The organism is Allobosea sp. 05T422_2, assembly GCF_056396265.1.
The window spans coordinates 1-13979 of record NZ_JBFTLD010000171.1 but is presented as its reverse complement, the minus strand read 5'-3'; the positions used below and the strand labels follow the sequence as shown (position 1 = coordinate 13979).

Here is a 13979-nt window from a genome sequence, read left to right as displayed (position 1 = left end):
TCGCGCGCAGGTCGTTCACTTGCGCGCGATCTCGCGGTTCCAGGCGTCGACGACGCCTGAACGCAGCGCGTTGATCTCCGTCCAGTCGAAGAGCTGCAGGGTCTTGACCGAGCCGGTCTCGCCCCAGGGCAGCTTGCGCGCGGTCTCGGGCTTGACGACGACGTTCTTCACGGACGGGCCGAGATAGAGCTTCTCGGCGAGGCAGCCGGAGGCTTCGGGCGTCAGCGCCTGGTTGATGAATTTCGCAGCCGCGTCCTTCTTCGGCGTGCCCTTCACCAGATGGAGCCGGGCATCGGTTGCCCAGGCGCCTTCCTTKGGCACGACGAAGCCGATCGGCAGGCCCTTGTCGGCAAGGTCCCAGGCGCCGACGTTGAAATGCGCGCCGATGATCGCTTCGCCGCTCTGGTAGGCATTGGTCGCGGCGCCCGAGGAATCGAAGAACAGGGCGGCCTTGAGCTCCTTGATCTTCTTGAAGGTCGGGGCGAGGTCGCCGGGAGTGCCACCCCAGATCTTCGAGAGGAACATGACGAAGGGCACGCCCGCCGAATTCGCGGGGGAGGGGATGGTGACGGCATCCTCGAATTCCGGCTTCCAGAGGTCGTTCCACGATGTCGGGGCGGCCTTGACCTTCTGGGTGTTGTAGGTGAGCCCGAGCGAGTAATAGCCGGTGCCGACTGCATAGGTGGTCGAACCGCTCTTGTAGATGGCCTCGGGCAGCGTGTTGGCGAGATTGGGGATCGCTGCCGCGTCGAGGGTGTCGGTTACCTCCGCGGCGAGCGCCAGCTCGCTGATGCCGCCATCCATCCAGGCGACGTCGATGGTGGGAGCCGCCTTCTGTTGCTGCAGCTTCGACAGGGTGACGGTCGAGGTGCCGATCTCCGGCTTCACGGCGATGCCGGTCGCCTTGGTGAAGGGTTCGGCGACGCAGGCGCGGAAGGCGTCGCCCCAGTTGCCGCCATACCAGGCGACCGTGATAGAAGCGGGTTGCTGGGCCAGCGCCGGCGCGGTCAGCAGGGTGGTCGCGAGCATGGCGCTCGCCAGCCGGGCGGGTCTGTTCATCGTCGTTCTCCTCTGCCTGAGCGTCTTCGCGCTTCTACGATCATGGTGGGCGCGGCGCACGAAAKGCACTAGAATTCGCCGGCCAGAAATTTGAATAATCACGACATGAACACAGCGCAGTTTCCGCCATCGGCCAGCGAGCGGCCGCAATCCGCGCCCATCCCCGTTTCGCGGCTGCGGATCGGCTTCGTCCTGCTCGACCAGTTCACGCTCGCCGCTTTCTCCGGCCTGATCGATGTGCTGCGGCTGGCGGCGGACCATGGCGGCCGCAGTCGCCAGCTGCATGCGAGCTGGACCGTGATGAGCCTCGACGGAGAGCCGCGACGCTCGAGCTGCGGTGTCTCGGTTGCACCGAATGCGGCCCTGCTCGATCCGGCCGGGTTCGACTATGTCGCCGTCTGCGGCGGCAACGACTATCTCAACGACGCCTTGCCCGAGAGCCTGCTCGACTATCTCAGGCGGGCGGCGGCGTCGGGCGCGCGCCTGCTGGGCATCTGCACCGGCACCTTTGCGATCGCCAGGGCAGGGCTGGTCGGTCCGCGCCGGGTCTGCGTGCACTGGAACGTGCTGGATGCCTTCAAGCAGCGCTTTCCCAGGGTTTCGGCAGGGGTGGAACGGCTTTTCATCGACGAGGGCGACCTGATCACCTGCGCCGGCTCGACGGCCGCGATCGATCTCGGCCTCTATCTCGTCGCGCGCCATTGCGGCCGGGACAAGGCCCAGCAGGCGATGCGCCACATGATGCTGCAGGACATGCGGCCGGCCGAGATGCCGCAGCCGCATTTCTACGCGCAGATCGGCTCCCATCTCGACGTCCGGGTTCAGCAGGCCGCGCAATTCATCGAACAGCGCCTCGACAATCCCCCGCCGATCGCCGCGGTTGCGCGCTATGTCGGCGTCAGCCMGCGCCAGCTCGAGCGCCTGTTCGGCATGTCGCTGGGCCAGAGTCCCGCGGCGTTCCAGCGCAAGCTGCGGCTGGACTATGCGCGCTGGCTGATCCTGAACAGCAAGCGCTCGCTCACCGACATCGCCATGGGCGCGGGCTTTGCCGACAGCGCCCATCTCTCGCGCGACTTCAAGGCGAGCTTCGGGGAATCGCCGCGCAGGCTCCGGCAGAAGGGCTAGCGCGGCCGACCGGTACCTGTCGTCTTCAGCTCTGAGGCAGCATCAGCGGCCGAAGCGGGGCGGATATTGCCATTTGGCATAAGTATCCTTATTTCATGCCGAAGTGAGGTGCGCCATGCTTGTAGAGATCCCCCGGACTGTTGCGACCCCGGCGGTGCCGGAGATTACGGTCGAGGAGGCCGCCGCGGCCGCCCGGGCGGTGATCAGGCTCTTCGAAAAATGGGGCCTGACCGACGCCGTCGCGCGCGAGATCCTGGGCGGGCTTTCCGCCCGGACCTATGCCCGTTGGAAGGCAGGGGACCATGGCCGGATCGACCGGGACCTGGCCACCCGCCTGTCCCTGCTGATGGGCATCCACAAGGGCCTGCGCACGCTCTTCACCGACCCTGAGCGCGGCTATGCCTGGGTCGGCAAGCCGAACGACGCCTTTGGCGGCCGGGCCCCGGTCGAGATCATGGCGCAGGGCGACATCTTCTCGCTGGCCCGGGTGCGCTCCTATCTCGATGCCGAGCGTGGTGGTTGGTGAGCGAGGCCGCGCCCGTCATCCGCGTCCACTGGCTCAGGGCCTACCGGATCATCCGCTCGATCTATCCGCCGATCGACCTGTTCGAGGACATCGCCGACCCGAGCGACTGGGAGGCGCTGGCCTCGATCGAGTCGAAGACCAATCCACGGATCTGGGAGCAGATCGGCCGGCTCGATCTCGTTCCGCCGGCGCGACGTGTCGCTGGACATGGGGCGAGCTACCTGATGGCGCCCTTCGTCCATATCAGCACGGATCGGCCAGGCCGGTTCACCGACGGCACCTGGGGCGTCTATTCCGCCGGCCAGAGCGATGAAGTCGCGATCCGCGAGGTCGCGCATCACCATGGCCGGGCGATGGCGGCGAGCCGGGAGGAGAGCGGCTGGACCTCACAGTTCCGCGTGCTGATCAACCAGGTCGATCTCGACCTGCATGATGTCCGGGCCCGGAGCGAGTTGCACGACGCGGACGACTATTCCGCCTCCCAAGCCCTCGCGCGGCAGATGCGGGCGGCGGGATCGAACGGGTTTTTGTACCTGAGCGTGCGCTGCCCCGGCGCAGAGTGCATCGCGATCTTCTGGCCCGACCTGATCCCGATCCCGGTGCAGGGCGACCATTACGACTTCCACTGGGACGGCGCCCGCGTTGACAGGGTGCGGAACTGCCGGACAGGGACGATCCTGGCGCTGTAGCCGAAGAAGCGGACTCAAGTCCTTGGCCGGTCACGCCTTCTTTCCGAGAGGATCGATCACGGAATGGTCGCCGGCGGCGTTCGCGTCAGCGCGAGATGATTTCGCGAACAAGGCTGACGAAGCCCCGAAGATGCAGCCAGAACGCGATGGTGGGCTTCCGGTCCAGCTCGGCTGCGACCTGGGTTGCAGGATCCCTGCGAAGGGCCCGCCAGAAGGACCTCAACCTGGCATTCCAGCGGGACACGCTTCCTTCGGTCATGGCGGCGGTTCTGCGCGATATGAGCTTCGGTCCGCAGAATGGCGCAAAACCATCAGCTGTCCTTGATCCGGATCAAGTCGAACGCCGACAGGGCTGGGGCCGGCCGAGGTCGGCGCCCGCAGGTCCGTTCGGCGCCATTCCAAGGATCGCCCGAGACTGCGCGCGCGGCGGGCAGGAAAACTTGATGGAAATCAATGCTGTGCTGCGAAACAGGAGGATGATGGCGTCCAGGGTTCGGAGCCTCAACCATGCAGACCCCCGGTCAGCACGAGACGATCTCCTTTCTGACGTCGCCGAATGCCTTCGGCTGCGAGGCGGCGGAGATGGTTTCCACCCATATCTCGTTCGTTCTGCTGATCGGCTCGCGGGCCCTCAAGCTGAAGCGCTCCGTCAAACTGCCCTATATCGATCTGTCGACGCCGCAATTGCGGCTGGCGATGTGCGAGCATGAGCTGGTGCTGAACCGCCGGACGGCGCCGGATCTGTATCGCATGGTTCATCGCGTCACCCGCGAGCCTGACGGAAGCCTGGCCTTGAACGGCCAGGGAGAACTGGTCGACGCGGTCGTGGAGATGAAACGCTTCGACGACAGCTTCCTGTTCGACCGCATGGCCGAGAGAGGAGGGCTCACCGCGGCCATCTCGGCCGATCTCGGCGGCGACATCGCCCGGTTCCACCGCTCGGCGCCCGTCTCGACGGATGCCGAGGGCGCCAGGCGGATGGAGCGCGTGCTCGCGGTCAACGAGCGTGCCTTCGCCAGCGCGGACATCCTGCCTTGCCGCGAGGTCGAGGCGGTCACCGCAGCCTGCCGCGAGGCGTTGGCGCGCCATGCCGGATTGCTCGACCAGAGGGCGGGCGATGGCAAGGTCCGGCGTGGGCATGGCGATCTGCACCTGCGCAATATCTGCCTGATCGACGGAAAGCCGCTGCTCTTCGATTGTCTGGAGTTCGACGAGGATCTCGCCACGGCGGATATCCTCTACGACCTCGCCTTCGTTCTGATGGATCTCTGGCACCGCAAGCTCGAAAGCCTCGCCAATGTCCTGTTCAATCGCTATCTCGACACGATTGGCGATGAAACCGGCCTGCGCCTGCTGCCCTTCCTGATGGCGGTGAGAGCGGCCGTTCGGGCTCATGTCACCGCGATCGACAGCGGCAAGGCGGCCGCCGCGAGGATGTCCGAAGCCCAGGCCTATCTCCAGCTTTGCCGCGACCTCCTGAAGCCAAGGCCGGCCATCCTCGTCGCGATCGGCGGCTATTCGGGCTCGGGGAAATCGACGCTCGCCGCCAGGCTCGCATCGAGCCTCGGGCCCGTTCCGGGCGCCCGCATCGCTGCGAGCGACCGCATCCGGAAACACATGTACGGCGTCGCGCCCGAGACGCGGTTGCCCTCCAGCGCCTATGCCGATGACGTCTCCACCCGGACCTATCGCGCGATGGCGGAGCTTGCCGGGAGCATGATTGTGCAGGGCCATGCCGCGATCGCCGACGCCGTCTTCGACCGTCGGGTCGAACGGGAGCGGATCGAGGAGACGGCGCGACATGTCGGTGTGCCGTTTCGGGGGCTCTGGCTTGATGCTCCGGCCCAGATGCTGGTCGAGCGTGTCGCGGCGCGGCGCGGCGACGTATCGGATGCCACGCCGGAGGTCGTCATGGCCCAGCTCGCGCGGCGGGGTGCTGCGAGCGACTGGACGAGAATTGCCGCCGGGGAAGACACCGGCGTCGTCACTGCTGCCGCTCTGACCGCGATCGGCTCGCAAGCCGTGGCGCAGGCGATCTGGCCGGCTGCGGGCTTCAGCCGGCAGGAGAGGGTCCAGGTCAAGTGAACAGGATCGAGACAGGGGACTGCCATGGCGAAATCCATCGCCATCGTGCCGGGGCTCCCGGACCCTGCGCCTGGACGTCACTGCGAGCGCAGACGGCAGGCTATGCGGCAGGGACCGATGCGGCCGGGCACCACGTCGCGACGATCCGGCAGACGGTCGCAAAGGCCTCCAAGGGCTGAGCAAGTGACCGGGCCCGAGGCGTGCCAGGCTCCCCGCCTGCAGACAGGACGCCCGAAGCTCGCGACGGATCTGAATAAAAGTGCTCTGCGAGCGTCCCCTGGCAGCGTCGTCGACAATTGTCAGTGATCCAGTTGTCAGAGATCGAAGAGCCGTGTACGCGGCAGCCTGTTCAGCGATTATCAGGGAGGCGCGCGATGGTTAGACTGTTTGCTAAATCAGCGCTCGCTGGTGTCGGGATTCGCTTCAAGCGCTAATTCCTGCCGCGGCGAGCATCGCCGGGATCGTGTCGCCAACACCACATCTGCGCTCTGGCGCATCGTTGGCCACCCATATCCACCATCTCAAGATGGGTGCGAATCTAAGTGCATCGCAGGAATATGCCATGTTGAAAGAAGAAAGGCAGCATTTCGCTGCCGAAATGCGTTCTGTCGCCGTAGAGAAGCTTTGCGTTGAGGAACACGACTGTGTTCTTTCATTGCGCGTGCACGCCAACCAGGCGTCGTTCGTAGCCAGCAATAGTGATTCACTCGAAGAGGCAGAAGACAATCCTGCCTGCGTGCCGCTCATTATTCGAGCGGCGGGTGAACCGGTTGGTTTTGCCATGTACGCTTTGGATGAGGACGATGGAAAATACTGGATCTATCGCCTCATGGTCGACGAGCGCTTTCAGGGCAAGGGTTACGGGCGGGCTGCTCTCACGCAGATCCTCAATACCCTTGCAGAGTTGCCGGACTGCCCATGCGTCATTCTAGGTGTGAAACCGGAGAACAAGCAGGCGCGCAGGCTTTATGAAGGCGTTGGATTTCGCATCACTGGCGATGTCATCGACGGTGAGATCGTGATGAAATACGACATCTGACCTGCAACGGCCGGCGGCTGCGAAGCCGCCCCCGGGGCCAGATCGCGGTCCCGCCGGGCGATGCTGCGCAGGTCCCTGTCATCCGCGGCCCGGTTGGAAGGACGCGCCGATGCCACCGCATGCTGGCAGGCGCCTCGGGCGCGAAGGACCTGGCTCTCGTCCTCATGMAGCTGTCCGCGGTTCTCGGGCGGGCCGGAGGGAGCGCGTACCCGCTCTCACTCCTTCGCGGGCCGGCGTCAGGCGCTCGCTACCGGAATGGTGATCCCGCACTCGCGGAGCGAGCATGCGGGCTCGATCAGCTTGTCGCAGATCGCCTGCTTGGCAGAGACGGCGTTCCCCCCGCACTTCAGCACCCGGTCGATGACATCGGTGACAATTGGAAACCGTCGGGAATGTTGCGCACGATCATGTCGACGGCCGAGGCTCTCAATCGCGTGTCCGTGCAAGCCTCGGCGTGAGGGCAAGAGCAGTCGCCAGGGATAGCCGACAACGACAGGTACGACCGAGCGGAGCGGGGGGGGCGAGCGGTGGCTCAAGGATCAGGGCCCATTGTTTCCTGGCGAGCAGGCGCGTTCGGCATAATTGAGCCAGAACAAGGAACGCCGTCCCGCGAACGGGTAACAACAGCAGCAGGCTGTAGAAATAGGGGGCGGGGGCGTGGCAATTGGGAGGACAATCGCATGGCGATGGATGAATCGAACCGGGTACTGACCACGCGAACGGGCTTCAGGTTTCATGTCCGGCCCGCGCGGCCCGATGATGAGGCGGGACTGGCGGAGTTCTTCAGGCATGTGACGCCTGAGGATTTGCGCTTCCGCTTTCTCAGCACGATCCGGGAGGTGAGCCATGATCGGCTCGTTGCGATGACGCAAATCGATCATCGCCAGACCGAGAGCTTCGTGGCGCTTGCGGACGACGGAAAATCGATCATCGCCACGGCTATGCTGGCTTGCGATGCCGCTCTCCAAAAGGGGGAGGTCGCGATCTCGATCCGCAGGGAGGACAAGCACCGCGGTGTCGGGTGGGAGCTGCTCGGCCATATCTGCAGATTTGCCGAGGCGAAGGGGGTCAAGGTCGTCGAGTCGCTCGAGAGCCGCCAAAACCGCGAAGCGATTGATATTGAACGGGAGCAAGGCTTTGAGATGGGCGACCATCCGGAGGATCCCAACCTTGTGATCTTGAGAAAGACCATTGGAAAGACCTGAAGACGATCTGCCCATGCTGCTGCCCCGTGGCCATCACGGCGGCCGGCCAGTGTCAGCAGGCAAAATCCCGCTCCGGCACTTCGCGTCTTGAAGGCCGAAGCGCAAGGTCGGGGCGGTGCTCCGCGGCGAACACGCTTGCCACCCGTGCACGGCGGCGCCTATGTCGTTCAGCGGGCGCCCAGCGCCATCGGCCCCTGGTGATCGCGGTCGAAGGATGCATTGGGTCCGATCGTCTCATCCGCAAAGATGGTCCTGCCGCGCTCGCCCGCGAAATAGTCCCTGAGCCATGGGTCATCGTGGGCCAGCAGATCCTGCAGCGTTCCGATCGCGATGACTTTGCCCCGTGCGATTGCCGCAATCCTGTCGCAGGTCGCATGAAGGCTGCTCAGGTCGTGCGTGATCATCATCACCGTCAGGTTCAAGCTGGCCTTCAGGGCCAGCAGCAATTGATCGAAGGCATCAGCGGCGATGGGATCGAGGCCCGAAGTCGGCTCGTCGAGAAACAGGATCTCGGGGTCGAGGGCGAGAGCGCGCGCCAGAGCTGCCCGCTTGGTCATGCCGCCTGATAGCTGCGCCGGATGCTTCTTCGCTGCATCGCGTGGCAGGCCCACCATCTCGAGCTTCAGCATGGTCATCTCGTCGGCAAGACCTGGCGAGAGATGCAGGGTTTCCCGCATCGGCAGCTGGATATTGTCTGCGATCGTCAATGATGAGAACAGGGCGCCCTGCTGGAACATGACGCCGCAGCGTTGTTGCAGCATGCGACGTTCGCCCTCCGAAAGGGCATCGACATCCCTCCCGAAAATCTCGATGACCCCCTCCTTCTTGGGGAGGAGCCCAAGAATGGTGCGGGCCAGGACCGATTTGCCTGACCCGGAGGCGCCGATCACTCCGAGAATCTCGCCGCTCATGATCTCGAGATCGAGATGGTTCAGCACGATCTTGCTGTCGAAGGCGACCACGACCCCGCGGGCGCTGATKATCGCGTCCGCCTCTCGTGTCGCTGCGCCATGTCCGAGCTCGGCCATAACAGCCTCTTCCCCACGGCGAGCGCTCCGCGCTCGCCGTCATCCCGATCGCCGGTTCGGCCCGCCCGTCGGGTCGGCGGCGTCCCGGGCAACTTCCGGGCTAATGCGCGAGAAGCAGCGGCACGGGGGAGGCGGCGAGCAGGTCCTGTGTGACGCCGCCCAGAATCCACTCCCTGAAGCGCGAGTGGCCATAGGCGCCGGCAACGATGAGGTCGGCCGAAATCCTGCCCGCCTCGGCCAGTAGGCTTTCGGCTGGCGATATGTCATTGCGCAGGACGCTTGCCGTGGCACCGACGCCGTGTCGGGCGAGATGGGCGGTGACATCGGCAAGCGCCTCCGCCCCGCCCATCCGCCCGTGGGCTTCTTCGCTGACCGTGACGATATGGACCTGCGTCGCCTCGCCGAGCAAAGGCATGGCTTCGGCGATGGCGCGGGCGCTCTGCCGGCTGTCAACCCAACCGATCAGGATCGTGTGGATCGCCTGTCTCGGCATCGTTCCAGGGGGCAGCAGGTAGAGACCGCGCCCGCCATCGAACATCACGCTTTCGATCAGCGCGTTCCAGCGCGTCAGCCCGTCTTCGCGGGGGCAGGTGGCGACGAAGAGGTCGTTCCATCGCGCCTCCGTCGCGACGGCCTGTGCCAGCATCCCGGGGAAGGCGTCGATGCGCCTCAGCTCATGCGTCGGCCCGAGACGAGCCAGGCGCTCCCTGAGGCGCCGCTCGACGCTGTTGCCGTCCTCGATCATCGYCTCGGTCAATTGTCCGATCGCCGTGATCCCGAACTCACCGGCATAGAGTGCCGGGTCGGGGAGAAGGTTGGTGTAGAGGCCGGTCAGTCGCGCGTCACAGCGCGTCGCGAGCGCTTCGGCATGGGCCAGGCGCAGCTCGTCTTCCGGCATGCCGTCGAGATGAACGGCGATATCCCTGAAGACGTTGCCCGGGGCGGGCCGCAACGCTGCAGCGGGCTGGAAGGAGGCAGCGGGCTTGGAAGATAAGGCGCTGTCGCTCATCTCGACCTCCTGATGCGTCGCGTTGGCCGCGCAGCGATGATGAAGCGGCAGTTGCGGTATTCGCGCATTGATTCTGGTCAAGTCCGGCGGCGCTGCGCACGTCCGATCCGGTTTCGGCGACACAAGCGCAGGGGTGAGGCCCGGGGCTGTCCTTGACCGGGCCAAGGATGGCTGGCGCCGCCCCGGCCTCTGCGCCGGCGCCTTCTGTGGATCGGAATGTCGACGGGGTGCGTCGCCCGTCCTTGACAGAACACGAATGTGGCCGCCGACTGACCTTCTTTGGTGTCGCGGCTCATGTCCTCCCAAAGCGCCGGCATTCTGATGTATCGCCTCACGGGCGCGGAGGTCGAAGTCCTTCTCGTCCATCCCGGCGGGCCGTTCTGGCGGCACAAGGATAATGGGGCGTGGTCGATACCGAAAGGCGAGCTGGGGCAGGGCGAGAGCCCGGCCGAAACGGCGCAGCGCGAATTCGAGGAGGAACTCGGAATCCCGCCGACAGGCGCCCTCGTGCCGCTTGGGCGCATTCGGCAAAGGGCGGGGAAGGTGGTCGAGGCCTTCGCGCTGCGGGGCGACCTGACACCGGGGGATGTTCGTTGCAGCAGCCTTGTCGAGATCGAGTGGCCGCGCGGCAGTGGCCTGATCCAGCGCTTCCCCGAAATCGACCGGGCGGCCTGGTTTCCCCTTCCCGAGGCGCGGTTGCGCATCCTGGCCGCTCAGGGCGAGTTGCTCGACCGCCTCGAGGACAGGCTGGCCAACAAGAGCTAGGCCGGCTGTCCCTTTCGCACCGGCCTTGCCTGGATCGCGAGCATGCACCCACTATCTCGCCGGGGTCTCGTCCGCGGTGGCTCTGACCTTGGCCGTCGCTTCCAATCCAGCTTGAAGTCCGTTCTCGCAGGGCCAGAACGTAAAGCGCAGCCGCTTCGCGAAAGTACACGCAAGAGCAGATCAGAGCCCCAACCCAAACACCCAGCGGCGCGTCATAAGGGATGATGCGCAGCATCTGCTTCACCGGCATGGCAAGGAAGTGCAACCCGTCCGCATCAGCATCGAGCAGGTCAAGCAACCCGGCAATCGCCGGCTCTGTGACTTCGGTCACAGACGGACCGGCAGGCGCTCACGGTAAGGTCGCACACCCTCCCAATCTGGACCCGCCGCCATGGCGGGTCTCTTTTTGGGCGAATGGTCCTGGAATGCGGCTCGTCTCGTTCGCTGACGACAGCGTCGATCGCGACCCTGCGTGGCAGGTCAGCTTGACGCCGCCCGCAATCCTGCGACCGGCGCCTGACCCTCAGGCCTGAGCTCTCAAGCCGGCAGGCGCGCTTTGCCTGTCGAAGAAGACCTCGCAGGCCTCGGCAACCCGCGCGACGGACGCGTCATCCACATCGAGATGGGTCACCCAACGCAGCGTTCCGTAGCGCCCGCCGACGGCGATGCCGCGACCGCGCAGAAAGGCGACGAAAGCGCTGGTGTCGAGTCCCTTGGGGGTCATGAACACCATGTTCGTGCGTGACGGTCCCGCGCCAAGCTCGGGAAAACGCGCCAGCACGGTCGCAAGAGCTGCGGCGCGCCGATGATCGTCAGTAAGCCGCGTGACATTGTGCTCCAGGGCGTAGATCGCGGCCGCGGCGAGCACGCCGGTCTGACGCATGCCGCCGCCCAGCATTTTCCTGATCCGGCGGGACTTTTCGATGAAGTCTCTGGGGCCGACGAGGACGGAGCCGACCGGCGCGCCCAGCCCTTTGGAGAGACACAGGGACAGGGTGTCGAACTGCGCTGCGATCCAGGCCGCGTCCCGACCGCTCGCCGCCGCGGCATTCATCAGTCGGGCGCCGTCCAGATGCGTCGCAAGCCCGCGCGAGCGGGCGAGGTGCGTTGCGGCCTGCAGGTAGGCGTCGGGCAGGACCAGGCCGTTGAAGGTGTTTTCCAGCGCCAGCAGCCGCGTGACCGCGAAGTGAAAGTCGTCCGGCTTGATCGCGTTCGCAATGGCGTCCAGCGCGATCGTCCCATCAGCCTCGTTGGGCAAGGGCTGCGGCTGGATCGAGCCGAGGACTGCGGCGCCGCCGCCCTCGAGCCGATAGGTGTGAGCCATCTGGCCAACGAGATATTCATCGYCGCGGCCGCAATGGGCCATCAGCCCGGCGAGGTTCGCTTGCGTGCCGGTGGGGAAGAAAAGGGCGGCTTCCTTTCCCAATCGCTCGGCGACCATCGCTTCCAGGCGACTGGTGGTCGGGCAGTCGTCATAGACGGCGTCGCCAACCTCGGCCGTAGCCATGGCAGCCCGCATCCGCTCATCGGGGCGTGTGACCGTATCCGAACGGAAGTCATCCACTAGCATCGATCAGATCCTGGTTGAGCGTGAACGTGCCCCGCGAGGGCGCACCGGCTACTGCATGGAAAATGACGCAAGCCCTTCGTTGGAGCCAGCCCTGCCTTGGACCTCCGGCACCTCACGATAAGCACTTGACGCGGCATCAGGCTCGGCCCTTCGGCCGGTTCACTCCAGGCCGCCGAGGCTGGTCTRCTTGAAGCGCGATCATGGCTTCGCCCGTCTGCCGCATGGCTTCGATGCAAATCTCCAGGCCGAGATGATGTTCGAGGGCAATCTCCACGGCATCCCCGATCTGCGCGGGCGATCCGCCCAGCACCGGTGGCTACCGGCCGCGACCGCAAAAAAGACGGGCGGCTCGCTCGGAGCTGCCCGCCACTTGCTTCGCGTTTCCTTGGATCATCGGACCGGATATCGTATCGGGTCCGATGATCTAACCCTTTGTCTTTGCGTCGGCTTTGCCCCGAAAACCGCAATCCACTTTCGGGCCGATGCTTTAGTTCCCGGGCTTGTTCTTGATCGCCTGATCGATTTGCCGTTTTACGGCTTCCAGATTGAACGAGGCCGGGTCCTGCATCGGTGGGTAGTCAATCGCAGTACGAGCCAGTTTGGCGACTTCGTCCTGAACGGAGACGAACCGCCAGAACTCCCGGGCGTAGAAGTCGTTCATATAGCCGCCACCCAGGTCATTGAGGCTCTGCCCGCCGATCGACGGGGTTCGTTCGAACGGGTCCTGGCGGATATTGACCATGGTCGRCATGTCGGTGGTKACCTTCGCGCCGGGCCAACCCTGCGGCTGCTGGAAGAACTGGTACTTGAAGTTGTCGATCCGAACGGCGCCGAGTTGCGGACCGCCGAAATAGAAGAACTCATGCCGTGCGGACGGACCGTTGCCTTGGAGCAGATCGATCTGGTTGTAGCCGTCGAGATGGTTCTTGTAGGTCCTCTCGCCCAACGCCACGCCCTTCAGGAGCTGGCCGGTGATGTCGCTATTGCCGGCCGCAGCCAGGAGCGTCGGGAACCAGTCCAGCGCCGAAAAGATCCCGTTTTCGACCGTGCCAGACTTGACCTTGCCCGGCCAGCGAATGATCGCGGGCGCCCGGAAGCCGCCTTCCATGACCGTTCCCTTGGTCCCCTTGAACGGGGTCATCCCGCCATCGGGCCAAGTGAAGACTTCGGCACCGTTGTCGGTGGTGAAGATGACGATCGTGTTATCCGCCTGGCCTGAATCCTCCACGCATTTCAAAAGGGCGCCGACGCCGTCATCGAGCTGCGCCATGCCCGCCTCTTCAAGGCCGTAATTGGTATTGCTGTTCATCAGCGACTGATATTTCGGCGACAGGAAGGTCCAGACATGCATGCGCGTCGTGTTGTGCCAGACAAAGTACGGCTTCTTGTCAGCCTTGGCCTTGTCCATGAAGTCACATGACGACTTGACCAGTATTTCGTCGAAGGTCGTCATGTCGTATTTAGCCTTCGGCGTGATGTCGTGCATGTTTGGCACGTTGGCCATGTTGGGGTAGGGCGCCAGAGGTCCCTCGTCCACGATCCTCTGCTTGCCGACCTTGCCCCAGCGCGGCATCTCGGTCGCGTCGTCCACGGTTGTGGCAAAGGTATGCACCAAGTTGCGGGGGCCGACCTTGTCGCGATAGGACTGCTCGTCCGGGAACGAATACCAGAACGGATCGGACATCGCGTCGAGGTGGTAGAGGTAGCCGAAGAACTCGTCGAAGCCGTGCAATGTCGGCAGGAACTTGTTCAGGTCGCCCAGATGGTTCTTTCCGAACTGGCCGGTGGCATATCCCTGAGTTTTCAGAGCGCTGGCGATCGTCGCTGCCTGGGCCGGCATGCCGACATCCGCACCCGCTTGTCCAACGGTGGTCAAACC

At 64.8% G+C, this 13979-nt stretch carries 12 protein-coding genes and 1 pseudogene; 7 read left to right on the top strand and 6 right to left on the bottom strand.

Annotated features, from left to right (window positions below):
• Positions 1-15: 15 nt before the first annotated feature.
• On the bottom strand, positions 16-1059 hold the full coding sequence (locus tag AC1DJT_RS24340; RefSeq protein ID WP_441507340.1) for an ABC transporter substrate-binding protein: 1044 nt from the start codon (positions 1057-1059) through the stop codon (positions 16-18).
• A gap of 105 nt (positions 1060-1164) precedes the next feature.
• Between AC1DJT_RS24340 and AC1DJT_RS24335 the strand changes: the two genes are divergently transcribed.
• The 6 genes from AC1DJT_RS24335 to AC1DJT_RS24310 all read left to right on the top strand — a co-directional run bounded on the left by AC1DJT_RS24335 (position 1165) and on the right by AC1DJT_RS24310 (position 7728).
• The gene (locus tag AC1DJT_RS24335; RefSeq protein WP_476835038.1) at positions 1165-2184 is read left to right on the top strand and encodes a GlxA family transcriptional regulator; all 1020 of its coding nucleotides are present in this window, start codon (positions 1165-1167) and stop codon (positions 2182-2184) included.
• Between the two features lie 115 nt (positions 2185-2299).
• On the top strand, positions 2300-2710 hold the full coding sequence (locus tag AC1DJT_RS24330) for an MbcA/ParS/Xre antitoxin family protein (RefSeq protein WP_441507342.1): 411 nt from the start codon (positions 2300-2302) through the stop codon (positions 2708-2710).
• Positions 2704-3399 carry an RES family NAD+ phosphorylase gene (locus tag AC1DJT_RS24325; RefSeq protein ID WP_441507343.1) on the top strand — a complete coding sequence of 232 codons (696 nt, stop codon included), beginning with the start codon at positions 2704-2706 and terminating at the stop codon, positions 3397-3399. Before AC1DJT_RS24330 ends, AC1DJT_RS24325 begins: the two co-directional genes overlap by 7 nt.
• A 507-nt stretch (positions 3400-3906) precedes the next feature.
• On the top strand, positions 3907-5484 hold the full coding sequence (locus AC1DJT_RS24320) for a bifunctional aminoglycoside phosphotransferase/ATP-binding protein (protein ID WP_441507344.1): 1578 nt from the start codon (positions 3907-3909) through the stop codon (positions 5482-5484).
• Between the two features lie 499 nt (positions 5485-5983).
• A complete protein-coding gene (locus AC1DJT_RS24315; protein ID WP_441507345.1) occupies positions 5984-6523 on the top strand; it encodes a GNAT family N-acetyltransferase in 540 nt (179 codons plus the stop codon).
• Positions 6524-7050: 527 nt separating this feature from the next.
• Positions 7051-7728 carry a GNAT family N-acetyltransferase gene (locus AC1DJT_RS24310; protein ID WP_441507346.1) on the top strand — a complete coding sequence of 226 codons (678 nt, stop codon included), beginning with the start codon at positions 7051-7053 and terminating at the stop codon, positions 7726-7728.
• 167 nt (positions 7729-7895) lie between these two features.
• On the opposite strand, the gene AC1DJT_RS24305 is transcribed toward AC1DJT_RS24310, so the two are convergent.
• Together AC1DJT_RS24305 and AC1DJT_RS24300 are read right to left on the bottom strand one after the other, a co-directional pair.
• Positions 7896-8756: an ABC transporter ATP-binding protein gene (locus tag AC1DJT_RS24305; protein WP_441507347.1), complete on the bottom strand. Its 861-nt coding sequence runs from the start codon at positions 8754-8756 to the stop codon at positions 7896-7898.
• A 100-nt stretch (positions 8757-8856) separates the two neighbouring features.
• Entirely contained in the window at positions 8857-9765 is a 909-nt protein-coding gene (locus tag AC1DJT_RS24300; RefSeq protein WP_476835037.1) for a universal stress protein, read from the bottom strand.
• A 294-nt stretch (positions 9766-10059) separates the two neighbouring features.
• On the opposite strand from AC1DJT_RS24300, the gene AC1DJT_RS24295 reads away from it, so the two are divergent.
• Positions 10060-10530 carry an NUDIX hydrolase gene (locus AC1DJT_RS24295; RefSeq protein WP_441507349.1) on the top strand — a complete coding sequence of 157 codons (471 nt, stop codon included), beginning with the start codon at positions 10060-10062 and terminating at the stop codon, positions 10528-10530.
• 523 nt (positions 10531-11053) lie between these two features.
• Here AC1DJT_RS24295 and ltaE read toward each other — a convergent pair.
• From ltaE to AC1DJT_RS24280, 3 genes and pseudogenes are all read right to left on the bottom strand, one after another.
• Positions 11054-12100 (bottom strand): low-specificity L-threonine aldolase, encoded by a 1047-nt coding sequence (gene ltaE, locus AC1DJT_RS24290; RefSeq protein ID WP_476835036.1) that lies wholly within the window; start codon positions 12098-12100, stop codon positions 11054-11056.
• Between the two features lie 159 nt (positions 12101-12259).
• Positions 12260-12410: pseudogene (locus tag AC1DJT_RS24285) on the bottom strand (L-serine ammonia-lyase); the annotation flags it as partial.
• 177 nt (positions 12411-12587) lie between these two features.
• Positions 12588-13979: sulfatase-like hydrolase/transferase (locus tag AC1DJT_RS24280; protein ID WP_476835035.1), on the bottom strand; the 1392-nt coding region annotated here is incomplete at its 5' end.